Raw genomic sequence first — 22,316 nt, 5'->3', positions numbered from 1 at the left:
TACCTAGTTGATTCTAACTAAGATAGTTTTGTGTTAAGAGGAAAAACCATTTACACGTAATATTTCACATTCCCCAATGAGTAGCAGATACTGGCTTCCATTTATACCTTAGGGGGGTCAAATTCCTGGTCATATGTATTACATGAGGATTAAACCAAAGTATAAAGGCCCTGCCGATCTTATGATTAGTGTGTCGGCAGGGCTTTTCTTTTGATTGTAATCTTATTTCGGTTGCTTGATGGTGTTTTTAATTTCGAGTTTTAATTCCGGGTATTTATCCAGCCAGCGGATCCTTTCCTCTCTAAGCTGTTGTACCATTGATAGATATTCCTCTTTAGTATAGTAAGACCGGGGGTCGTAAACGGTCATGTCCAGTTCCGGTATATGCTCAGGTATCTGATAGCCCCAATCAGGGTCTGTTTGCCATTTTATTTCCCCGGTGGCAATATATTTTAGAATAGTGGTGGAAGCATGGATACTGATTTTCACCCCCGGCCGGTTACCGCCCATACCAATGCTGCCTGTGTTAAGCAGGTAACATTCCATATCGGGATTGGCCTCCAGGATTTCCAGCAGCCGGTTTCCTTCTTCCCCCTCCAAACCTACGATAAACGGATTGGTGCCCACTTCCCGTTTGGATTGCCCTGCTTTGGTGGGATCACCGGCCGAGGTTTCGACTGATTCACCCAGCATGAAAAAGGCAGCCGCCTGGTGGGGGTTCAATTTAGCCACCGGAGGGACCATTTTGTCATGACGAGTGATGAAGATCATGCGATGGGCTTTATCCAGGTCGATATTGCTGTCAACCCCCAAAACATCCTCCCTGCGGATAACGCCCCGGCCGTTGGAGGTGAGTTCAGTATTATTAAAGTCGATTGAGCCGTCGTCATTTACCTTGACGTTTTCAAAAATTGCCTCAGGGCTTTGTGCGGCGTGGTATAAAACCTTTTGTGACTCATCAAGACCTTCGGTCTTTATATAGAAACCGTTTTCCGTGCCATAGCAGTATCCCTGGGGATTCATCATTACCACGTCGTCTTGTCTGATGATGGCCTGTTCCGGTGGAGTCAAATTATGGTCATGCATGGTCAGCGTAGTTTTTCCTGTTCCACTAAGGCCGAAAAGGAGGAAACCGGCATCTTTTAACTCACCACCCGGTAATTTTATCCGCAGTACCTTGCTGCCTGCATGAAAACCGAGCCCGCCTTCTGTTTTTGTGCGAAACATGGCCATGCGCAGAAAAGATTTTTTAGCTTCACCGAAATAATCGGTTCCCAGGATGTAAGTTGTATAGGAGAGGGGATGGCAAAAGATAACTCTTTCAGGCCATTCTGGCACATAAATACTGAGTAAATCGGGTTCAGCTTCAGGTTCAACTGATGGGAAGAGCATGATATTCCATTTTAACGGAATGCGTGCAAACCTTGTAGTAATAAATAGACGGCAGTGCAGGCTAAAATCGGGATGTAATCCCATACGGCGGTCCAGCCTGATGACCTCTTGCTGTTTTAAATACTCATGTACTTCGTCAGCGATGCGATTTGCTTCGGCAATGGAGATACCCTGCTGGTCCACGCCCAGTGGCACCCCGTCCTCAACAATATAGGTTTTCTTAGCACTCCGGTTGCGCACGGAGGATATAAAACTGGCACTGTTGTAAATAGTGGTTTTGTTACCTTCTTGGGCCAAAATTTTAAGCTCTTCATGGCTTGGGTTAATAATCATTTTGGCGGCTTCTACAGGTCTCCTTGAAAAATTCACTTATGAACTCACCTCGATGTTAAATGTATCTTATTGAAATTCTGCACTTGAATGCTCACTCCTGCTAATTGGAGAAAAATTTGTATACATAATTCACTGGTGTAAAAAGGGAAAGTAATCGAGAGTAGAAAGGTCTGAATGATATCTAATGACTGATTATTTTAACATATCAGACAAAATAAAAAGATCTGACCCTTATTCTAGATCTGAGTATGGTAAGGCTAACTTGAAGGGAAAACCGACCTGGCAGCGGACAGAGATGCTGATTATTCTTGCCCACCCCGATTACCGGGACGATCTAATCAAAGAAACTGAAAAAATGAAGATTTGGACCAGAACTAATAAGCGTTTTTAACCGTCTATAATCTATAATAATAATGAGTATAATCGAAAAACATAAAATCCCAAATACCATATAAAGGATGATTAGAAAAATATAAGCAAACTGGGTAAGTAAGAGAATAAAAATGCGCATACCAAATAGGCCTTTTTGAATTGATTTAAAAAAAGCCTAAAAACAATTTGAATATAACTTAAAGCATAACCCAGATTAGGCAGCGAACCTTGAAAGGACAGGAAATATATCAGTGATTGAAATGGTGCTCTCGCCAGCCCATGCATCAACATAACAACAGAAAGCACCAAGAAATACTCTAACTATCCTACGTTCTCGGGTAAAAACAACGGCAGATTCAGCGTTAAAATCATTATTGATTCTGTCCCAGGCCCTTTCGGTGGTAGAGCGTCTTTTGTAAAGCTGCTTCCACTCATCCGAGCCCCTTAAAATAGGCGTAAAGAACCTGGGGTTATCACTTGTTTTTGTATAAAACGTTTTTTCGCTATATAAATGGCACTTATCACAGGAATTACATTGCACAGGGAAAAGCCACTTTCGTCTGAAGGACTTGGACATTAGGCCCCAGTTACGTAATTGGTGTCCTAAACATTTGCAGTGAGGGATCCCTTTTTTATCAAATTCAATAAAATCACTCACTGCATCAGGCTTAGAAGCCCGAGCGTTAAGATCAATAACGGGCTTGATGCCATAATGCATATTGAGAAGATAGAATGGATTAGCGTCATAAGCCGAATCGTAAACAGCAGCATTAAAATTAATCCCTGGGTACAAATCCACAAGCTCTTTAAGTTCATAAACACTAGTTACCGAATCATGACGTTCACCAGAAACACATTTTATATGGATAGGTAAGCTGTAGAAAGAGTCACAAGCAGTGAAGCCATGAAAAGTATGGCCATAAAAGTAACGCTCATTGTAACTATCCCAACCCCAAGAGGCAGAGGGGTCAGCGAATAAGCGGAGGCAATCGCAACGTTCGCCGGGCTTTAACTTACAATTGCAAACCTTTTTGCCGTAGTAAGAGGCATGAGTAGGCATGCAAGTGCCATCAGCGGCGACATTCAATTTATTAGGGTCGCCAAGGATACCCCTGGCTAAGGATGGCATAACAAAAACATCTTTTAGAATCTGGTTTAAAGTAGATTCCAGATTACCAGGGAGCTTGGCATTATTGTATTTTAGCACCCTATTAACCAGGCGTTCCACTACGCCGGGCTTGGATGAATCCAGTTTCTGATTTTTCTTCTGCTTCTTTTTAGGCTTACGCTTGAGCTTGCGCAGCTTCGATTTGTAAAGGATCCGATTCTTACGAATCAGCCTATCCATATAATTATAAAAAGTACCCACGCCCGGGATAGGATCTGCCGGAACATCATCAACTTTAACAGTAGAAAAGCAGGCGGGCAAAAAACCAGATAAAACAGCAAGAAAAGGATCAGACCTTAAAGAATCCACCCACTTGGGGATGCTGGTTTCACCAGTAAAAGTCATAAGGATAAGCGAGCGAAGCAAGGCCACCGCATCTTTGGGTGGGATGCCCCGATTAGCCCTTGAATACCGGTTTTTAATAAGCTTAACAATGCCGGTAAGATCGGCACCCCAAAGTTTAACAACTAAAGAAGCTTTAGTTACGATAGTAATCTGCTGGCCGGTCGAAATATAATAGCGAGTTAAAAAATCACAAACGAAATCTTGATACTGCTCATGAGAATACTTGACAACTAACATAAAATCTACTCCTTTCAAACCGATATATTGGAAATAGCTTCCAATTCAATTTTGGAGCGATTTTAGAATTGTCAAGCAGGTAAAATGACCGTGAATCACTATTTAATTCATTTAAACCCAGATATCTTTTTAATAATAGCCATACCTAATAATTACGATGGGACATAAAATTAATTGTTTTTTGAGGTGAAGCCTCAAAAGGCAAAAAAATAAAGCCTGTATTTGCAAGGCTTTGGGATTTTTCGAATGTACTAAATAATTTAAAAGAGGTGTAAAATATATGGCTAGTTTTGAAGTGAAGAATCTTTGTGTTATTGGCGCGGGGAACATGGGACACCAGATATCTATCTCCGCTGTCCTGGCGGGCTATAAAGTGTCATGCACTGATATTAATCCAGAAATTTTAAAGAAAGCTGAAAGTTTTGCTGATACTTACCTCCCGGAGCGGGTAACCAAAGGTAAACTTACTGAGGATGAGGCTAAGGCGGCCCGGGCCAGGCTCTCATTTACCGGCGATATGACAGAAGCAGCCAAGGATGCCGACCTTGTAATTGAGGCGGCTATCGAAAAACTGGAACTTAAACGTAAAATATTTGCCGATCTGGATAAAATTTGTCCTCCACATGCTATTTTAGCCACTAACAGTTCTTACATCGTTAGTTCCAAGATTGCTGATGCAACCAGCCGTCCGTCCAAGGTATGCAATATGCACTTTTTCAACCCGGCTTTGGTAATGAAACTTGTGGAAGTAGTTAAAGGAGCTCATGTTTCGGATGATACTGTAGAGATAGTAATGGCAACGTGCAAAAAAATGGGTAAAATACCAGTTATGTTGAAGAAAGAAATATATGGCTTTTTAGTTAACAGAATAGTTTCAGCCATTAAAAACGAGGCTTTGTATATCTATGACATGGGAGTGGCCAATCCCGAAGATATTGACACCGCAGTGGTAAATGCTTTGGGACACCCAATGGGACCATTTAGACTAATGGACCTTACCGGAATCGACCTGAGCTACTATATCAGTACAGAGCGTTACCAGGAAACTGGAGATCCAAAATTCAAGCCCTCTCCCATTATTGTGGAGAAATTTGTGAAAAAAGAATGGGGTCGTAAAACTGGTAAGGGATTCTACGAGTACTGCAAGTAAAAAAACACTACAAGTCTTTTAATACATTACAGACAAGCTCAAAGAAGGGGGCTAATTATTAAATGAGAGAAGTTTATATAGTTAACGTAGATCCTGTAGTCATGGGTATTGGACCCGCTGTGGCCATTCCTAAAGTTCTAAAGCAGGCCGGTATGACCATTGATCAAATTGACCTGTGGGAAATCAACGAAGCATTCGCCTCCCAGGCCATATACTGCACTGAAGAATTAGGTATTAGAAATATGAATTAATAAGGAAGGGACCAATATGGAATTTCAAAATTTGTTAATTGAAAAAGACGGCCATATTGCAATAGTAACGTTGAATCGACCGGAAGTGCGTAATGCCTTGGACCCGCGCACCTGGGCAGAAATTCGCGGTGCTGCACGACAATGCCGTTTTGATAAAGATGTGCGAGTGGTTATCATCACTGGTGCGGGTGGCAAAGCATTTGCTTCCGGGGCGGATATCCGTTCACTAAGGGAGCGCGAAGCTCTGGAAGCATTAAAAAGTGAAGCCCAGGAGTCGTTAAACGACGTGGAAAACCTGGACAAGCCCGTTATCGCAGCCATTGACGGCTTTGCCCTGGGCGGTGGATGTGAGCTGGCCCTGGCCTGTGATATCCGGATAGCCACCAGCCGCTCCAAACTGGGACAGCCAGAAGTAAACCTGGGTCTTATCCCAGGTGCGGGCGGCACCCAGAGATTACAGCGGGTAGTAGGCATTGGCAAGGCCAAGGAATTAATTTTTACCGGCGATATTATCAGTGCCCAGGAAGCCAAAGAAATCGGCCTGGTGAATAAAGTGGTGGAGCAGCCGGAGGATTTGCTGGCTGTCGCCAAAGAAATGGCGCAAAAAATTATTGCCAAGGGCCCCATGGCGATCAGTTTAGCCAAAGTGGCTATCAATGTGGGAACCAATACCGATATTAATTCGGGTCTGTTATTTGAAAAATTTGCCCAGACCATTGCCTTTTCCACTGAAGATCGTATCGAAGGAACTACGGCCTTTTTGGAAAAACGCAAGGCCGATTTTAAAGGTAAATAATTAGTCTGAATCACAAGATCCACTTCGAATTTCTACATGATAAGTGCCGGGTGTTGAAAGGTTGAAAGTCAAAGACTTTCAACCTTTCAACACCCGGCACCAAAGCCTACCCCTTTCGAACGAGCTCTACATATAGAAATGTTCATACTTTATTAAGTCAATTATGGTAGGTTTTAAGAAACTGTTGATTAACTACTTATATCGCTTTATAATTTAGTGTAGTATTTTGCTGTATTTTATGAAGTACGGCCTTTTTATTTTAAATATACAATATCTATTGTGGTGTAGGTAGAACGGGAGGAAAGTGTAAATGCCCATTACGGAAATACTATCGCGCAATGCCGAAATGTATGGTCAGGAAATATGCCTGACCGAGATTAATTTGGATCTTCAGGAGAAACATAATGTCACCTGGCGTGAGTATGAACTTATTGAGAACAGCCCGGCAGGTGAATACCGAAGGGAAATGACCTGGCGTGTTTTTGACGAGAAAGCAAATCGGCTGGCCAATCTATTACTAAAGAGGGGGATAAAAAAAGGGGATAAGGTGGCTATCCTTTTAATGAATTGCCTGGAGTGGCTGCCGATTTATTTTGGAATATTAAAAACCGGCGCTATCGCAGTACCATTAAATTTTCGCTATACAGCTGAGGAAATTAAATACTGTTTAGATTTATCCGAAACCACTGCCTTGATTTTCGGTCCTGAATTTATCGGCCGGGTAGAAACAATTTATGATCAGATACCCCAAGTAAAAACACTTTTTTTTGCTGGAGAAAACCGCCCTACTTTTGCTGAAAACTATGACCGCCTTACTGCCAATTGTTCCTCTGAAGCACCGCAGATTAAACTAACGGACGAAGATGATGCAGTAATATATTATTCCTCGGGGACCACGGGTTTCCCCAAAGCAATTCTGCATACGCACCGGAGTTTGATGTCGGCATGTTATACGGAAATTAAACACCACGGTCAAAGGCGTGAAGATAATTTCTTATGCATTCCGCCGCTTTACCATACCGGCGCCAAGATGCATTGGTTCGGAAGTTTGCTGTCGGGGAGCAAAGCCGTATTGCTCCGCGGAGTTAAGCCCGAATGGATTCTTAAAACAGTCTCTGAAGAAAAAATTACCATTGTTTGGCTTTTGGTTCCCTGGGCACAGGATATTCTGGATGCCATTGAAAGAGGAGATGTGCAGCTGGAAGATTATGATCTTTCCCAGTGGAGACTGATGCATATCGGTGCGCAGCCAGTTCCACCCAGTTTGATTCGTCGCTGGAAAAAATATTTTCCCAAGCATCTTTATGATACGAACTATGGTCTCAGCGAGTCTATCGGTCCCGGATGTGTCCATTTGGGTACGGAGAATATTCATAAAGTCGGCGCTATCGGAGTACCTGGTTATAATTGGGAAGTTAAAATTGCCGACGAGAGTGGATGCCCTGTAGCCCGGGGAGAGGTTGGGGAGTTGGTTGTCAAAGGACCGGGTGTAATGAAATGCTACTACAACGACCCGGAAGCTACTGCGGCGGTAATTAAGGATGGCTGGTTATTTACTGGCGATATGGCCAGGATGGATGAGGACGGTTTTATTTATTTGGTTGACCGGAAAAAGGATGTAATTATCAGCGGCGGAGAGAATATATATCCGGTACAAATTGAAGATTTTCTCAGGGCGCATAATGCAATAAAGGATGTAGCAGTCATTGGCTTGCCTGATAAGCGTCTTGGTGAAATAGCTGCTGCTATCATAGAGCTAAAACCGGGCTGCAAGTGCACTGAAGATGAAATTAAGACATTCTGTATTCCAATGCCACGTTATAAACGCCCGCGAAAAATTATTTTTGATAAAGTACCGCGTAATCCCACCGGCAAAATTGAAAAACCGAGTTTAAGGGAAAAATACGGCGCAATACGTTTAGTGGCGGCTCAAACGGAGGTATAAAATATAATTTGATTAATTAACAATGAATTATTAAAGCTGAACATTTTTTATAAATCAAGGAGTTATCTTATTCAGGCGATAACTCCTTGATTTATAATTTTTTTTATTTATTCCTCCCCCAACAATTCCCGGGGGTCTACATCTTGTACTTTACCGTCCAAGCTATGTAATCCGGTGCCCGGATGGGTATCTGTTTTGGGAATTTTTACTTTCTTCTCCCTTATATCAGATTTATGCACCACTGCAATTACCTCCCAGGGTGCCGGGTGTTGAAAGGTTGAAAATCAAAGATTTTCAACCTTTCAACACCCGGCACCAAAGATTTGGGTTATAATGGTTTTATTAATGTGCCATGTTAAAATATTATTTAAGAAAGGTGAGTGTGGGAAATTTTTTGGTTTTACATGATGCTAATTTGCCTATCGGCATTTCCTTTAACGTTAATTGCAACTATAATTTTTTTGGTCAGAAAAGACCCGGTTTGGAAAAAATGGCTTATTGGTTTTCTAATAACAACAGCAGCCTTGCTGGTAACAATTATCACATATCCGATACCAGACTAGTCAAGTCAAATCGCTTCAAGGTTCCCTCAGCGGCTGGAAATATATGTTGAAAATATATACATCAGGGCTCTTATTACGTAAGATGCGGGTAATGTTTTGCCGGCATCTTTATTATGGTTAAAGTTAAGCATTTAATCCTGGATAATCTCCACCGCGCCGGATTGTTCCATCATTGCTCTTACCCGGCTAGCCTCGTGTTTGGATGTTTCCACAGCAACAATAAATCCCCTTTTGCCATGTTCCAGGCCCTTTATACCATCGGCATAGGGCCCTGCTTCCCACAGTCCCTCTCGTTCGGTTTTTACGAAAGCCACCTCATCCGCCATTTCTTCGGATGAGGTCTTGCGCTCATCGTCGGCTTTGGCCAAATCAGAAATAATCATGTCCTTACGATCAAAGCCGCCGTTGCGCAGGGTATCCACCAGAAACCCAACCTGCTTTTGATCTGGTACCCTAGCAATTATACGCATTTCTCTGCACCTCTTTGTTGTTCATTGTAATAGTACATAGTATCGTATCTTGTTTGATGAAATCATGGTCCTAGTCATATGTTTTACCCTTTTCCAAACAAAATACTACTTATTTTTGCCGGGGTTATCATTCCAGAACCAGCATGAAATATAGTTTTTTCTACTTGGTACAGAAACCGGCTTTTATATCATCTTTAGTTTATTTTATATTTACAGTGTAAAGAGTACTGTTGTCATCGCTACCCAGTATGCCAAAGGATACGTTGCAACTGTCTTTACTCCACATAAAGTGACGGGGTGGTTCAGGTCCGGCCAATTCTTTTTGTAAAATAACTGTATTGCTTGTCATGTCGAATAACCGGGCGTTATACCGGCCGTCTTCCGAAGTTGCTGATATTAAAATAGCAAATTGGCCATCCGGGCTGATGCTGCCTCCAACGGTATTTTCTTGTCCGGGCAGGTAATCTATAATACCGTCACTGTTATTGAGCACTCCGGCAGATGATTTGGATTCGCTTTCCCATATCACCACCAGTATGTGTTGGTGATTACTGCTTGTGCCCCCATATAAGGCAAACTGACCGTCATCCAAACGGGTTAACGGTGTACAATTGCCATCCATATCTGCCAGCATTAAGTCGGAGCGGTAACCACTTTCCCTGTATTCCTGTTCCCCAGATTTAGATCTATTGGCATGTACGATAAAAAGCAAGCCATCGTTATACCAGTCAACCGGACTGGAAAGAAAATTGGGGATATTTTGAAACTTATATGCGGTCTTTTCCTCTGTCTCTATGTTATAAATGAAGTAATCCGAGGACCACTCACGCACGTACATATACAGAAATTCACCCGAATTCGGGGACCACAACCCGAGGGCTAGTGATGAATCATCCTGAGACGAATTTTGAACCACGGAAGTAATAGAGCCTGTGTTTACGTCAAGTACATTCAGTCCTTGCTCATTGATAAATGCTATCTTAGTGGCATCCGGGGATAGCATCCCGGACCAGGCGCTGCCAGTGCTTTTTAATTCACTGTTCCTTGGATTCCAGTATGTTAAATTATTACCGGACATACCGAATAGTGAACCATCAGGTATGACTGTACTGGGAATGAAGTACTTTGGTGCGTTCGTTTCAGTTATCGTGGCGGTATGTACCTTGTTAGGCGGAGCATCGGCTTTAGGAAGGCCATTAGGATTGGGGGGGCTGCTTTTAACACACCCGGAAATAAACAATAGGGCAATCAATAAAGCCAGCCAGAACTTTTTCAATGCTTTCACCTTCATTATTATATATTTTGAAACGTTAGTGATTAATAGACTAAGGCGAAAGTAAAAAAGTTCCCTGAGGTTAAGTTAAGTTAAAGTGGCTACGCCGCTCTAACTTTAGTTCCATTATAGGTTTGTTGCTTGGCCAATCAGATATTAAAATGTCGTATTTGCATTCTGGACTGCCGCCGACGATGTATCGATATATTATAATTCATAGCTGTGTTATTGACAGACAATAATATTTATATTATATTAACTTTAAACTAATATGATTTATCAAAAAGGTAAATGGCGATGCAATTAGATATTTATGCTGTATTCGCCATAATATCTTAAACAATATTTACAATATTGAGGTATTAATCATGATCAATAAACTAAAGAAACTTGGCCTGAGGGCTACGCCCCAGCGCATGGCGATCATGCAATTACTGGAAGGTAATACCAATCACCCTTCGGCGGAGGAGATATACAGGGAGTTAAAACCGGCATATCCATCACTATCTCCGGCCACCGTATATAATACGTTGGAAGCACTGGCCAGGGCCGGTGAAATTCAAGAGATAAGTATTGACCCACAGCGGCGCCGATTTGACCCCAATCCCCGGCCACATTGTCACTTCCTTTGTTACCGTTGTCAGAGGGTTTTCGATTTGGCTGTCGCCCTGGAGGATATACCTGTGCCAAAACAGGTGGGCAGTTTTAATATTCATAGTTTTTCACTGTATCTTTACGGGGAGTGTGACCAATGCAGCGGCATCAAAAATGGTAGCTTTAAATCATAAAACAGATTTAGCGTTTACCTGGCAGTGTAATAATATTTTTATGGGTAGTTATTACAGAGCAGTAAAAGAGGGATATTAACCATAAGTTCAAATGAGGAGGATACCAATGACAACAAAAACCAATGATAATTTAATGGCTTCTTTTGCTGGCGAATCCCAGGCCAACCGTAAGTATCTGGCCTATGCAAAGAAGGCGGAGAAAGAAGGCAAAGATAAGATTGCCCGTCTATTTCATGTAATAGCCGAAGCAGAAACCATCCATGCCCTTAAACATCTTGAAACAGCCGGTAAAGTAGGTTCTACACTGGATAACCTTAAAGCGGCCATTGAGGGCGAAACCTATGAGTTCAGCACTATGTATCCTGAGTTTATTGAAGATGCCAAGCAAGAAGGTCAGGCCGCAGCCACCAAGAGTTTTAATTTGGCCAACGAGGCCGAAAAAGTACATGCCCAGCTGTATCAAAAGGCATTTAAGGAACTGGAGGAAAACGGAGACATGCAGGTTGATTCATTCCATCTCTGCCCGGTATGCGGCTATGTTGCTGAAAATCATCCTCCTGAGCGGTGTCCCATTTGCAATGCACCGGCTAAATCTTTTAAGGCATATTAAAAATTAATGCTACGACTAAAGTGCTCTAATAAACCATTAATGTTTTGCGAGTGGCCTACCTTTTTAACAGTATTTGCCCGTGGCTAATTTTAATCATCGCTAAATGCCATAGATGCGGTTTAAAGCTGCTGTCAACCTTATTAAGGAGGCAGCAGCTCTTCGGTTATTAGTGGATAAAATATGGCAAATCCCTGGTAAAATAATATAATCATACAAAACATAAAAGATTCTAGGTACTTATGCCATCGCATAGCTTTAATTTTTACGTTACCTTATCTGTACACATGGGCACAATTTATTATATAACTTAGTTTTAGTGAAAGGATCGTACAATAAATTCCATGCAAACCATTGTGGTTACAGCGGCCATAATAAAACACAGGGATCGGGTGTTAATCGCCCAGCGCAAGGAAAATGTGCACCAGGCGCTGAAGTGGGAATTTCCCGGCGGTAAACTGGAGGCCGGCGAATCTCCGGAGCAATGCCTGGTCAGAGAAATACGTGAGGAATTGGGGCTTACCATTAATGTACAGAAAATCTTTGAGGTGGTATCTCATATCTATGGGGAACGGCACATTATTTTGCTTTGCTATCTTTGCAGGTTAATCGGAGGTAGTGCCCAAACCCGGGACTGTCACGATTTCAGATGGGTGGAAATTAATGAGCTGTACTTTTATGATTTTGCCGAAGCGGACTTGCCAGTAGTGAGCAATCTGCAAAAAAGGAAATAATTTCACCAAAGGAGGTTAACTGTGGAGTTAATCGAAGTAATTCGCAAGCGCAGAAGTATCCGAAAATATAAGCCCGACCCGGTGCCTGATGAGTACATTAGAAAAATAATGGAGGCGGCCCGGCTTGCCCCATCGGGAACCAACCTGCAGCCCTGGCGGTTCGTGGTGGTCAAAAGCGCGGAAAAACGCAGGGAGCTGGCCCAGCACACCTTGGAATTTGTCGCCACCGCACCCGTGGTAGTGGCCTGCTGCATAGACATTACCGCCTATAAGTATACCCCGCAGCGAATTAAGGAGTTGACCGATGCCGGAGCTTTTACCGGTATAGATATGGGAGCCTTCGGTGGCGATGAATATATGAAAAAACGTCAGGCGATGGATGAAAATGCGCTCCGGGCGTATGCTTCCCTTAACTGTGCCATTAGCATTGAACACTTGATTTTACGCGCCACCGACCTGGGTTTGGGTACTTGCTGGGTAATGATGTTTAAACAAAACGGTGTTAAGGAAGTATTGAAACTGGGTGAAAGTATCCAAGTGGTGGCATTAGTACCGGTGGGGTATGCAGATCAGGACCCGGCACCGAGACCCCGTCTGCCTATGGAGGATTTGCTGATTCAAGAGGTTTAGTGCCCATGGGTAGTTTCGACGAGCAAGTTAAATTACCTTAATAAATTTTAATATTTCCTTCAGGTGGTTTTCATATTGACCTGTCAGAATTAAGCCATAAGAAAAATAACTTGGAGGGCTTGATTATGATCAGGGACAAATCTTTACGGACAACGGTTATTGGCATTTTGGCGGCACTGGTGCTGGAGGCCGCCCTGCTGGGGGGACTATTCTTGTATTTACCGAGGGAGAATTTTAACCCGGCAATGGCGGCGACCAGCGGAACACAAAATGTAAAAAGCGCTGTGGCACCGGTGGGCACGGATATAATTGCCGACACTGTAACTAAAACCAGCCCGGCAGTGGTTAAAATTGAAACTATACAAAAAAGTACCTATCGCAATGACCCTTTTTTTAACGATCCCTTTTTCCGTGAATTTTTTGGTTCACAGCGCCCTTACAATGCGCAGCCGGATGTGAGCCAGGGAATGGGCTCAGGATTTATTATCAGTGAAGACGGTTACGTATTAACCAATGAACACGTAATCAGCAGCGCCGATCAAATTAATGTATATCTAACTGACCAGGAAAAGCCGCTGACTGCCAAAGTGATTGGCGCAGATGAAGAACTTGACTTGGCAGTGCTTAAGATCAGTTCGGATGAAAAACTGCCTTATCTGCAGTTGGGCAACGATGATGATACCCTGGTGGGTGAATGGGTTATCGCCATCGGCAACCCGTACGGGCTCGATCATACCGTTACAGCCGGTGTGATCAGTGCCAAAGGCCGGCCGGTGCAGGTAGAGGACCGGCAGTACAAAAATTTGCTGCAAACTGACGCGTCCATTAACCCTGGCAACAGTGGGGGCCCGCTTTTAAACCTGGAGGGGGAGGTAATCGGTATCAACACGGCAGTAAACGCCAGTGCCCAGGGAATTGGCTTTGCTATTCCCGCCAATACCGTTAAATCAGTGCTGGAAACATTGATTGAAAATGGCAAGGTATCCCGCCCCTGGATGGGTGTTTATATTCAGACTTTAAATGATGATCTGGCCAGACGGCTGGGCCTGCAAAGCAGCCAGGGCGCTGTGCTGTCCGGGGTGGTGGCGGGATCCCCGGCAGATAAAGCGGGTTTAAAGCAGGGAGATGTCATTTTGGCCATCAACAAGGAAAAGATTGCCGACGCTGGTGACATAACCAATGTTATTGAAAAAAGCAAAGTGGGCGATAAAATTACTCTGTTGGTGGAAAGAGACGGTTCCCAGAAAAACATAACCGTCACCCTGGCGGAAAAGTAGCCCGGCGCGGGAGTGGGTGTATTGAAAATACTGGTTATCGACGATGATAAAAAAATTACCAGCATGATGCAAAGGGTGCTTACCTTTGAAGGTCATGAAGCGTTTATTGCGTATAACGGTGAAGAAGGGCTGCACCAGGCTGATGAATGTAAGCCGGACCTGGTAATACTGGACATTATGATGCCGGGTATGGACGGCTGGGAGGTGTGCCGGAGGTTACGGATGCACAGTGATGTGCCCATTTTGATGCTCACCGCTCGGGACGAGGTGGCGGACCGGGTGCGGGGTTTGGACGTAGGTGCCGATGACTACCTGGTGAAACCATTTGCGCTGGAGGAACTGCTGGCCCGGGTCAGGGCATTATTGCGCCGGGTGCGCCGGCTTGGCCAGGGTAACGGGCTAGTGCTGAACTTTGCGGATTTAACGCTGGATCTAGAAATAAGGGAGGCCCGGCGGGGCGGCGAGGTAATATCCCTGACCACCCGGGAATATGAGCTGCTCAAGCTTTTTATGCAACACCCCCGCCAGGTACTTACCCGGAACCAGATCATGGAACAAATCTGGGGCTATGATTTTTCCGGGGAATCCAACGTGCTGGAGGTTTACATCGGCAGCCTGCGCCAGAAGCTGGAGCACCCGCAAGCACCCAAGCTGCTCCATACCGTGCGGGGTGTAGGTTATACTTTGAGGGAGCAGTGATGATAAATGCACCTGCGTACTAAACTTACCCTGCTGTACACCGGGGTGCTCGTTCTGGTACTCTTAATATTAACCACGGCACTGCTTTTAGCCACCTCCCATACTTTATATAAAGAAGTGGATGAGGGCATTGCCGCCAAAGCTGCATCACTGGTCAAGTCAATTAGAGTTACCGGAAATCCCTTTTCACTGCGCGAAGTGGTGCTGCCCGACGTGGACGTGTTTGCAGCGCCTGATACCTACCTGCAGGTGGTGGATGCCCGGGGGCGGGTGGTATCCCGCTCCAACAACCTGGGCGGACAATACCTGCCCCTGGGGGAGTATACGCTAAAAAACGCCCTGCAGGGGGAAGGTTTTTACGAAACTGTGCAGGCCGGCGGGCAGCAAATACGGGTCTATAATGTACCGCTGGTGGTTGATGGGCAGTTGGTTGGCCTGTTGCAAGTGGGAAGGGCCCTGTCCACAGTGCACATACTGCTGAACCAGTTGCGCTTTTTTATTGCCCTGGTAGGTACAGCATCAATAATACTTGCTGCACTGCTGGGGTGGTTATTGGCCCGAACAGCCTTAAAGCCTCTGGAGAAAATCACCGGCACAGCTGCATCCATAGAAAGCAACAGCGATTTGAGCAGGCGCATCGAGTATAGCGGCCCGGCGGACGAGCTGGGACGGCTGGTGATTACTTTAAACGCTATGTTTGGACGGCTGGAAACCATGTACCACCGCCTGCAGCAAAGCTATGACCTGCAGCGCAGGTTTGTCTCCGACGCCTCCCACGAGTTACGTACTCCGCTGACCACCATCCGGGGCAATGCCGAGCTGCTGCTGAAAATGCAGGATGGTGACCCTGTTCTGGTATCAGAGGCACTAAAGGATATTGCCGATGAAGCCCGCCGCCTAACTCGTCTGGTGGAAGATCTACTGGTACTGGCCAGGGCCGATGCCGGCTTTATGCCGGAAAAGGAATTTGTTGATCTGGCGGAACTACTGCAGGGAGTGGTTAGAAAAGCGCGTTTTTTGGCAGATGACCGGGAGTTTGTTTTTCAGGAATACTATCCACCCCGGGCCCGGGTACAGGTAAATAGCGATAGTTTTAGCCAGTTAATGTTCATACTGCTGGATAACGCTTTTAAATACTCGCCTCCGGGCAGTACAGTGGGGTTAACGGTCAGTGTGCCGCCACAGGGTTGTTCAATGCCCGGCAGCGGGGACAACACCAGGCGGTGCCCGGAACAGCTTGCCGCCTCCGGTTCAAAACAAGGTTGGGTGGAGATAGCCGTGACAGATCAGGGACCGGGGCTGATGCCGGGGGAAGAGGATCGCATTTTCGACCGTTTTTATCGCAGTGAAAGCACCCGGGGACAGGAAGGCTCGGGCTTAGGGCTATCCATTGCTCACTGGATTGTGGATCGGCATGGAGGCTTAATTAGTGCCGCTAACCTGCCGGAAGGAGGCAGCGTTTTTACAGTGCTGCTGCCCCTTTTTTATACAGACGAAGATGTTGAACCGCCCTTTGGCCAAAAAAATTGATTTTACTGAGCAATTACTGGTGACTATGCGCACTCTAAATGCCCACCTGCACAAGGGTGGGTTTTAATATACGCATTACATCCTGAGGTTCAAGGCTGACCAAAAAACCACGCTTGCCTCCGTTGATATATATTTTAGGCAGTTCCATAATGGTTTGTTCCATATAAACCGGCATAGTACGGCGAGTGCCAAAAGGGGAAGTCCCTCCTACCAGGTATCCCGTATGTTTGTTGGCTGTTTCCGGGGAACAGGGGGAAATGCTTTTGACACCAATCAGACGGGCCAATTTTTTGGTTGAGACCTGCCTGTCACCGTGCATTAAAACAATTATAGGGTTTTTATTTTCATCTTCCATAACCAGTGTTTTAACCATGCAGTGTTCATCAACACCCAACTCTCTGGATGAAACGGCAGTGCCGCCTTTCTCCTCATAGGCGTATGTAAAATCCTCAAATTTAACCTTTTCATTGCGCAGTACACGTATGGCGGGAGTCATGGGAGTTTTATTTTTAGCCATCAATATAATTCCTTTCTTTATTTCCTACTTAAATCTCAAGGTCAGCCCATATTAGAAAACCCGGCTTTTCTGCCACCGGAAATTTTGCCACCACCGAGGCTTAATTAATTTTAAACACGTATGCCTGGTTAAATCAACAGTATTAGTCACATTAGATCGGACAGAAAACATAATTTGGCTGAGGATGGTAATAATATAGTAAATATTGTTTGTCAGGAGGCGGCAAGCCATGAAAATTTACCGCATTAATATGAACGACCTCAGCATAAAAACTGAAGAAGTGCCCCGGGAATGGAACCACCTGGGCGGCCGGGCTTTAACTTCAGCCATTGTGGCCAAAGAGGTGGATCCTACCTGTCATCCGCTGGGCGCCAAAAACAAGCTGGTCTTTGCCCCGGGTCTGTTAACGGGCACCAGTGCTCCCAACTCGGGCCGCATGTCATTCGGGGCCAAAAGTCCTTTAACCGGAGGCATTAAAGAAAGCAACTCCGGCGGCTCGGCTTCCCAAAAACTGGCCAAGCTTGGCGTCAAAGCAGTGATTATCGAAGGGCTGCCCGCAGAGGATAAATTCTACAATCTGCATATCGATAATAACGGTATTAAAATTGAGCAAGAAACCGAGCTGCTGGGTAAAGGCAACTACGAGGTAATCGACCGTCTATCAAAAAAATATGGGGACAAGATTGGGGTAATTACCATTGGCCAGGCCGGTGAATACAAGTTATGCTCGGCCAATATATCCGTTAAAGATTACCACGGCAATATCCGCAGCGCAGGCCGGGGCGGCCTGGGTGCAGTGATGTCAAGCAAAAAAATTAAATACATAACCATTGATGATACCGGCGCACCCGGCGTAACAGTGGCCAATCCGGAAAAATTCAAGGAAGCATCCCGCCTATTGGCCAAATCATTGAAGGAGCATCCGGTGACCGGTCAGGGTCTGCCCACTTACGGTACCAACATACTGGTGAATATATTAAATGAAGCGGGCGGTTTGCCCACCCGCAATTTCAGGATGGGCCGCTTTGCAGGGGCTAACAAAATCAGCGGCGAAGCCATGTATGAAACCATTCTCAACCGTAAAGGCAAACCCACCCACAACTGCCATGCCGGCTGCGTAATCAGCTGCTCCCAGGTTTATCATGACGCAGAGGGAAAATTTGTGACAGCGGGCTTTGAATATGAAACCATCTGGGGCTTTGGTGCTGTTTGCTATGTGGATGACCTGGACATCATAGCCCAGGCCGACCGTATTTGTGACGATATAGGCATTGACACCATAGAAACCGCTGTGGCTATTGCTACTGCTATGGAAGGCGGTCTCATACCCTTCGGGGACGGCCAAGGTATGCTGAATTTGCTCAGGGAAATTGAAAAGGGCAGTCCTTTAGGTCGGATCATCGGCAATGGTGCAGGCTTCACAGGTAAAGCCTTCGGGGTAACCCGGGTGGCTGTAGTTAAAAACCAGGCCATTCCGGCCTACGATCCCCGGGCCGTGAAAGGCGTCGGGGTAACCTACGCCACTACTCCAATGGGTGCCGACCACACCGCCGGATATGCCGTGGCCACCAATATATTGCAGGTAGGCGGTCATGTTAACCCGCTGGCCAAAGAGGGCAACGTTGACTTGTCCAGAAACCTGCAAATTGCCACTGCCGCGCTGGATGCTTTGGGCCTGTGTCTCTTTGTAGCCTTTAGTATATTGGATAACCCGGATGCTTATCAGGCCATCGTTGAACTGGTCAACGCTCAGTACAATTTAAACTTGACCGAAAACGACATGACCACTATGGGACAATCTGTACTGCATAACGAGCTTGAATTCAACAAAGCAGCCGGATTCACTGCCAAGGATGACCAATTGCCTGAATTCTTTAACGAGCAAATTCCGCCCCACAACACAACCTGGGATTTCACCACGGAGGAACTGCAGCAGGTATTTAATGCTTAAGATAGCCAGCTGACCGGCTTTTCCGCCAAGCAATGCCGTGATGCCAGGTGTTAAAAATTAAAAGTTCAAAAATTTTAAAAGATCCCACGGGAAATGAAAATGCCTTTGGGGGTTACACCAACAATAAGGGTTTCTTTTTATGTTTCAATTTTAATTGCATAAAAGTTAACAGCGTGCCGCTTTTCGACTTAGCCGAAAAAGCGGCACTTGCAATATGAGCAGTTACTTTTGTTAATCATAAAAAAACATTTACAAAACCATTTGGCTGTCTTAATATAATAATCAAGTAAATGTTTTAATGGCGATGTATGAATAAAGGTGGTATAGGAAATGTGTAATTCGGAACAAAACCAGGTTTGCGACATATTTTGTTATGATGAGGAAAAAGTGCGCCGTATGAAACAACAAGTGTCTAATACCGAGGGCTTAAGTCAAATATTTAAGGCGCTGGCTGACGAAACCAGGATAAAAATAGTTTACGCCCTGGCCCGGGAGGAATTGTGCGTCTGTGATATCGCTCAGATAATTGACTCCAGTGTGGCGGCGGCTTCCCACCATTTACGGCTGCTGAAAAATATGGGTCTGGCCCGGAGCAGAAAACAAGGTAAGATGATGTTTTATTATTTAACTGATTCGTGTGTAAAAACAATTATCGATGTAGCTCTAAAGCATTACAATCATTACCAAAAGAAATAGCAATATTACCAATAAATGCAGCTACCATGACACAAAATACTCTTAACGCATGTGGAGGTTTTTATCATGACACAATGTTCAGGACATAATTGCAGTTGTGTAAAAAATAATATCATGGAGGAATTGACGTCGGAAGGATTGCAACAACCGATGAAAGTGACAAAGCCGGAGGAGAAGGCAATAAATAATTCAGCCCCACATCTAAATGGTATGCAAAAATCCGTTTTCGTTTTACATGGTTTAGATTGTGCTGACTGCGCTGCTAAACTGGAAAAAAGAATTGCCGGGCTGTCAGGAGTGGAGGAGGCCACAATTAATTTTGGGGCCTCCAAAATGAGCGTCCGGCACACCACCGGTGTGCCGCAAATTCTGCGTGCCATCAAGGAGGCGGGTTACGCGGCAGAGTCTGACCATGCCGCAGCGACACAAACCAATCAACCGCTCTGGCATGACCCTAAGTTAATATTGACGGTTATATCCGGCTTGTTTTTAGCCGGAGGAATGACAGCGTCATTATTTAACTTGGGGGACCGGCTGGTCATAGACCTATTGCTGGCTGCCATGTTGTCAGGCGGTTACTTTGTGGTCAAAAACGACCTATACTCTATCAAGGCGTTAAGCTTGGACATGAATGTGCTGATGAGCGTGGCTGCCATAGGGGCCGTTGCCATCGGTGAGTGGTTTGAGGGAGCCACGGTGGTGTTCCTTTTCTCCCTGGGTAATACCCTGCAGGCCTACAGCATGGCTAAAACAAGGTCGTCCATTCGGGCACTGATGGAACTTTCTCCTCGAGAAGCGCTGGTACGACGCGATGGCAGAGAAGCCATGCTGCCCGTAGAACAAATTTTAGTGGGCGATATAATTATCGTCAAGCCTGGAGAACGCATAGCGATGGACGGCACGGTTATCAAGGGCAACTCCCAGGTAAACCAGGCCCCTATTACCGGCGAATCACTGCCTGTAGAAAAATCCCCCGGGGCAGATGTGTTTGCTGGTACCATCAATGAAGAGGGATCTCTGGAAGTAACAGTTACCAGGCTGGCGCAGGATACTACGCTGGCTAAAATTATTGACCTGGTGGAGGAAGCCCAGGCTCAGCGGGCACCCTCCCAGCAGTTTGTGGACGTATTCGCCAAGTACTACACTCCGGTAGTAATCGCCGTGGCGCTAGCCATTGCCACGGTCCCCACCCTTGCTCTGGGGCAGCCCTTTATCCCCTGGCTGGAAAAGGCACTGATTCTGCTGGTGATCGCCTGTCCCTGCGCGCTGGTGATATCCACCCCGGTGGCCATTGTATCGGCCATCGGCAGCGCTGCCCGGCGTGGAGTACTGATAAAAGGCGGAGCCTACCTGGAAAAGGCGGGTGCTTTAACGGCGGTGGCCTTTGATAAAACCGGCACCCTCACCAGGGGACGCCCTGAAGTTACTGATGTAGTAGTTATGCCCGGCTTTCAAAAGCAGTTTCTGCTGGATATAGCCGCGGCGGTAGAAGGCCGTTCCCAGCATCCGGTGGCTCGGGCCATTCTCCGTTATACCGAAAGCCATGAAGCGGCAGTACCCCCCGGCGAACAATTCCAATCTTTTACCGGCCAGGGGGCCATGGCCGTAGTTGATGGTAAAGACTATTATATAGGAAACGAAAGATTATTCCAAAGATTGGGTACCGACCTGACCGGGGTGCAACAACAGCTGGATGTACTGCAAAGTCAGGGCAAAACAGCCATGCTGGTAGGCACAGCGGATCAGCCAATGGGCATTATCGCCGTAGCTGATCGGGTGCGTTCCAATAGCGCGGCTGCTCTGCAGGGATTGCGCTCAGCCGGTATAAAAAGGCTGGTGATGCTCACCGGGGATAATACCGCCACCGCCGGCGCTATTGCCGATCACCTGGGTGGTCTGGAATATAAAGCGGAATTGCTGCCCCAAGATAAACTGTCCACCATCAAGGAACTGCAGTCACGTTACGGCAAGGTGGCTATGGTGGGGGACGGGGTCAACGACACACCGGCGCTGGCTGCTGCCGACATTGGCATCGCCATGGGCGGCGCGGGTACCGACACTGCATTGGAGACAGCAGATATTGCTTTAATGGCTGACGACCTGGGCAAGCTGCCCTATACCATAAAACTGGGCCGACGGACACTGGGGATAATTAAACAGAATATCACCTTTGCCCTGCTGGTAAAAGCACTGTTTATTGTGGGTACATTTTTGGGATTCACCAACCTCTGGATGGCGGTTTTCGCCGATACTGGCGCTGCCATGATTGTAATAGCCAACGGCATGCGCCTGATGCGGGTGCAGGAGGACCGGCTGACAGCATAGAGAACAAGCAGTGAGCGAGCGGGCAAGCGGGGACGGTTCTTGTCTTGGCCACCCCACTAAAGGGGTATTAAAACAGCAAGACATACGGGGACACTTCTTGACTTGCCCCGCCCCTACATGGGCAACCAATGGATACGTTTCTTGCTTTAGGCTATACCAATACCACCAAGTGAAATACCAACTGCCAAAACCTTTTTTCGAAAAACCTTTGACATATTACTATTAACCAGCTATAATAATTATTGTCGCTGATGCGATTATAAATTT

The 22,316-nt window shown here is 45.7% G+C and carries 20 protein-coding genes and 1 pseudogene; 15 read left to right on the top strand and 6 right to left on the bottom strand.

Annotated features, from left to right (window positions below; translation table 11 throughout):
- Nucleotides 1-222: 222 nt before the first annotated feature.
- Nucleotides 223-1,761: a phosphoenolpyruvate carboxykinase (ATP) gene (locus tag DESGI_RS11110; RefSeq protein WP_006524799.1), complete on the bottom strand. Its 1,539-nt coding sequence runs from the start codon at nt 1,759-1,761 to the stop codon at nt 223-225.
- Between the two features lie 148 nt (nt 1,762-1,909).
- On the opposite strand from DESGI_RS11110, the gene DESGI_RS11105 reads away from it, so the two are divergent.
- Entirely contained in the window at nt 1,910-2,116 is a 207-nt protein-coding gene (locus DESGI_RS11105; RefSeq protein WP_006524800.1) for an acetyl-CoA hydrolase/transferase C-terminal domain-containing protein, read from the top strand.
- Nucleotides 2,117-2,311: 195 nt separating this feature from the next.
- Here the strand turns inward: DESGI_RS11105 and DESGI_RS25700 are convergent, their stop codons facing one another.
- Entirely contained in the window at nt 2,312-3,847 is a 1,536-nt protein-coding gene (locus DESGI_RS25700) for a hypothetical protein (RefSeq protein WP_006521601.1), read from the bottom strand.
- 280 nt (nt 3,848-4,127) lie between these two features.
- On the opposite strand from DESGI_RS25700, the gene DESGI_RS11095 reads away from it, so the two are divergent.
- The 4 genes and pseudogenes from DESGI_RS11095 to DESGI_RS11080 all read left to right on the top strand — a co-directional run bounded on the left by DESGI_RS11095 (nt 4,128) and on the right by DESGI_RS11080 (nt 7,989).
- The gene (locus tag DESGI_RS11095; protein WP_006524676.1) at nt 4,128-4,997 is read left to right on the top strand and encodes a 3-hydroxyacyl-CoA dehydrogenase family protein; all 870 of its coding nucleotides are present in this window, start codon (nt 4,128-4,130) and stop codon (nt 4,995-4,997) included.
- Nucleotides 4,998-5,074: 77 nt separating this feature from the next.
- Nucleotides 5,075-5,239: pseudogene (locus tag DESGI_RS11090) on the top strand (thiolase family protein); the annotation flags it as partial.
- 25 nt (nt 5,240-5,264) lie between these two features.
- The gene (locus tag DESGI_RS11085; protein ID WP_006524678.1) at nt 5,265-6,044 is read left to right on the top strand and encodes an enoyl-CoA hydratase-related protein; all 780 of its coding nucleotides are present in this window, start codon (nt 5,265-5,267) and stop codon (nt 6,042-6,044) included.
- A gap of 310 nt (nt 6,045-6,354) precedes the next feature.
- A complete protein-coding gene (locus DESGI_RS11080; protein WP_006524679.1) occupies nt 6,355-7,989 on the top strand; it encodes a class I adenylate-forming enzyme family protein in 1,635 nt (544 codons plus the stop codon).
- A 107-nt stretch (nt 7,990-8,096) separates the two neighbouring features.
- On the opposite strand, the gene DESGI_RS26070 is transcribed toward DESGI_RS11080, so the two are convergent.
- The 3 genes from DESGI_RS26070 to DESGI_RS11065 form a co-directional block, all read right to left on the bottom strand.
- Nucleotides 8,097-8,231 carry a hypothetical protein gene (locus tag DESGI_RS26070; RefSeq protein WP_281168104.1) on the bottom strand — a complete coding sequence of 45 codons (135 nt, stop codon included), beginning with the start codon at nt 8,229-8,231 and terminating at the stop codon, nt 8,097-8,099.
- A gap of 452 nt (nt 8,232-8,683) precedes the next feature.
- A complete protein-coding gene (locus DESGI_RS11070; protein WP_006524680.1) occupies nt 8,684-9,022 on the bottom strand; it encodes a hypothetical protein in 339 nt (112 codons plus the stop codon).
- A 199-nt stretch (nt 9,023-9,221) separates the two neighbouring features.
- Nucleotides 9,222-10,298, bottom strand: a complete 1,077-nt coding sequence (locus DESGI_RS11065; RefSeq protein WP_006524681.1) for a hypothetical protein — start codon at nt 10,296-10,298, stop codon at nt 9,222-9,224.
- A gap of 365 nt (nt 10,299-10,663) precedes the next feature.
- On the opposite strand from DESGI_RS11065, the gene DESGI_RS11060 reads away from it, so the two are divergent.
- The 7 genes from DESGI_RS11060 (at nt 10,664) to DESGI_RS11030 (ending at nt 16,560) form a co-directional block, all read left to right on the top strand.
- A complete protein-coding gene (locus DESGI_RS11060; protein WP_006524682.1) occupies nt 10,664-11,083 on the top strand; it encodes a Fur family transcriptional regulator in 420 nt (139 codons plus the stop codon).
- A 106-nt stretch (nt 11,084-11,189) separates the two neighbouring features.
- On the top strand, nt 11,190-11,693 hold the full coding sequence (locus tag DESGI_RS11055; protein ID WP_006524683.1) for a rubrerythrin family protein: 504 nt from the start codon (nt 11,190-11,192) through the stop codon (nt 11,691-11,693).
- A gap of 341 nt (nt 11,694-12,034) precedes the next feature.
- A complete protein-coding gene (gene mutT, locus DESGI_RS11050) occupies nt 12,035-12,424 on the top strand; it encodes an 8-oxo-dGTP diphosphatase MutT (protein WP_006524684.1) in 390 nt (129 codons plus the stop codon).
- A gap of 21 nt (nt 12,425-12,445) precedes the next feature.
- Nucleotides 12,446-13,054 (top strand): nitroreductase family protein, encoded by a 609-nt coding sequence (locus DESGI_RS11045; RefSeq protein WP_006524685.1) that lies wholly within the window; start codon nt 12,446-12,448, stop codon nt 13,052-13,054.
- 125 nt (nt 13,055-13,179) lie between these two features.
- Entirely contained in the window at nt 13,180-14,331 is a 1,152-nt protein-coding gene (locus DESGI_RS11040; RefSeq protein ID WP_006524686.1) for a trypsin-like peptidase domain-containing protein, read from the top strand.
- A gap of 21 nt (nt 14,332-14,352) precedes the next feature.
- Nucleotides 14,353-15,030 carry a response regulator transcription factor gene (locus tag DESGI_RS11035; protein WP_006524687.1) on the top strand — a complete coding sequence of 226 codons (678 nt, stop codon included), beginning with the start codon at nt 14,353-14,355 and terminating at the stop codon, nt 15,028-15,030.
- Between the two features lie 6 nt (nt 15,031-15,036).
- The gene (locus DESGI_RS11030; protein ID WP_006524688.1) at nt 15,037-16,560 is read left to right on the top strand and encodes a sensor histidine kinase; all 1,524 of its coding nucleotides are present in this window, start codon (nt 15,037-15,039) and stop codon (nt 16,558-16,560) included.
- 34 nt (nt 16,561-16,594) lie between these two features.
- Here the strand turns inward: DESGI_RS11030 and ybaK are convergent, their stop codons facing one another.
- Complete coding sequence (ybaK, locus tag DESGI_RS11025) at nt 16,595-17,077, bottom strand: Cys-tRNA(Pro) deacylase (RefSeq protein WP_006524689.1); 483 nt, start codon at nt 17,075-17,077, stop codon at nt 16,595-16,597.
- Between the two features lie 229 nt (nt 17,078-17,306).
- On the opposite strand from ybaK, the gene DESGI_RS11020 reads away from it, so the two are divergent.
- From DESGI_RS11020 to DESGI_RS11010, 3 genes are all read left to right on the top strand, one after another.
- The gene (locus DESGI_RS11020; RefSeq protein WP_006524690.1) at nt 17,307-19,028 is read left to right on the top strand and encodes an aldehyde ferredoxin oxidoreductase family protein; all 1,722 of its coding nucleotides are present in this window, start codon (nt 17,307-17,309) and stop codon (nt 19,026-19,028) included.
- Between the two features lie 330 nt (nt 19,029-19,358).
- Nucleotides 19,359-19,724, top strand: a complete 366-nt coding sequence (locus DESGI_RS11015) for an ArsR/SmtB family transcription factor (RefSeq protein ID WP_006524691.1) — start codon at nt 19,359-19,361, stop codon at nt 19,722-19,724.
- Nucleotides 19,725-19,790: 66 nt separating this feature from the next.
- A complete protein-coding gene (locus DESGI_RS11010) occupies nt 19,791-22,049 on the top strand; it encodes a heavy metal translocating P-type ATPase (RefSeq protein WP_006524692.1) in 2,259 nt (752 codons plus the stop codon).
- Nucleotides 22,050-22,316: the final 267 nt, after the last annotated feature.

The sequence above is a fragment of the Desulfoscipio gibsoniae DSM 7213 genome, from assembly GCF_000233715.2.
Lineage (GTDB): Bacteria > Bacillota > Desulfotomaculia > Desulfotomaculales > Desulfallaceae > Sporotomaculum > Sporotomaculum gibsoniae.
The sequence above is the reverse complement of the archived record's forward strand: the minus strand, read 5'-3'. Positions and strand labels throughout refer to the sequence as shown.

What these genes read in the sequence shown, in the direction of transcription:
- DESGI_RS11105 (WP_006524800.1), top strand. Translation starts at nt 1,910, where the DNA reads ATGACTGATTATTTTAACATATCAGACAAAATAAAAAGATCTGACCCT.
- DESGI_RS25700 (WP_006521601.1), bottom strand. Translation starts at nt 3,847, where the DNA reads ATGTTAGTTGTCAAGTATTCTCATGAGCAGTATCAAGATTTCGTTTGT.
- DESGI_RS11095 (WP_006524676.1), top strand. Translation starts at nt 4,128, where the DNA reads ATGGCTAGTTTTGAAGTGAAGAATCTTTGTGTTATTGGCGCGGGGAAC.
- DESGI_RS11085 (WP_006524678.1), top strand. Translation starts at nt 5,265, where the DNA reads ATGGAATTTCAAAATTTGTTAATTGAAAAAGACGGCCATATTGCAATA.
- DESGI_RS11080 (WP_006524679.1), top strand. Translation starts at nt 6,355, where the DNA reads ATGCCCATTACGGAAATACTATCGCGCAATGCCGAAATGTATGGTCAG.
- DESGI_RS11070 (WP_006524680.1), bottom strand. Translation starts at nt 9,022, where the DNA reads ATGCGTATAATTGCTAGGGTACCAGATCAAAAGCAGGTTGGGTTTCTG.
- DESGI_RS11060 (WP_006524682.1), top strand. Translation starts at nt 10,664, where the DNA reads ATGATCAATAAACTAAAGAAACTTGGCCTGAGGGCTACGCCCCAGCGC.
- DESGI_RS11055 (WP_006524683.1), top strand. Translation starts at nt 11,190, where the DNA reads ATGACAACAAAAACCAATGATAATTTAATGGCTTCTTTTGCTGGCGAA.
- mutT (WP_006524684.1), top strand. Translation starts at nt 12,035, where the DNA reads ATGCAAACCATTGTGGTTACAGCGGCCATAATAAAACACAGGGATCGG.
- DESGI_RS11040 (WP_006524686.1), top strand. Translation starts at nt 13,180, where the DNA reads ATGATCAGGGACAAATCTTTACGGACAACGGTTATTGGCATTTTGGCG.
- DESGI_RS11030 (WP_006524688.1), top strand. Translation starts at nt 15,037, where the DNA reads ATGCACCTGCGTACTAAACTTACCCTGCTGTACACCGGGGTGCTCGTT.
- ybaK (WP_006524689.1), bottom strand. Translation starts at nt 17,077, where the DNA reads ATGGCTAAAAATAAAACTCCCATGACTCCCGCCATACGTGTACTGCGC.
- DESGI_RS11020 (WP_006524690.1), top strand. Translation starts at nt 17,307, where the DNA reads ATGAAAATTTACCGCATTAATATGAACGACCTCAGCATAAAAACTGAA.
- DESGI_RS11015 (WP_006524691.1), top strand. Translation starts at nt 19,359, where the DNA reads ATGTGTAATTCGGAACAAAACCAGGTTTGCGACATATTTTGTTATGAT.
- DESGI_RS11010 (WP_006524692.1), top strand. Translation starts at nt 19,791, where the DNA reads ATGACACAATGTTCAGGACATAATTGCAGTTGTGTAAAAAATAATATC.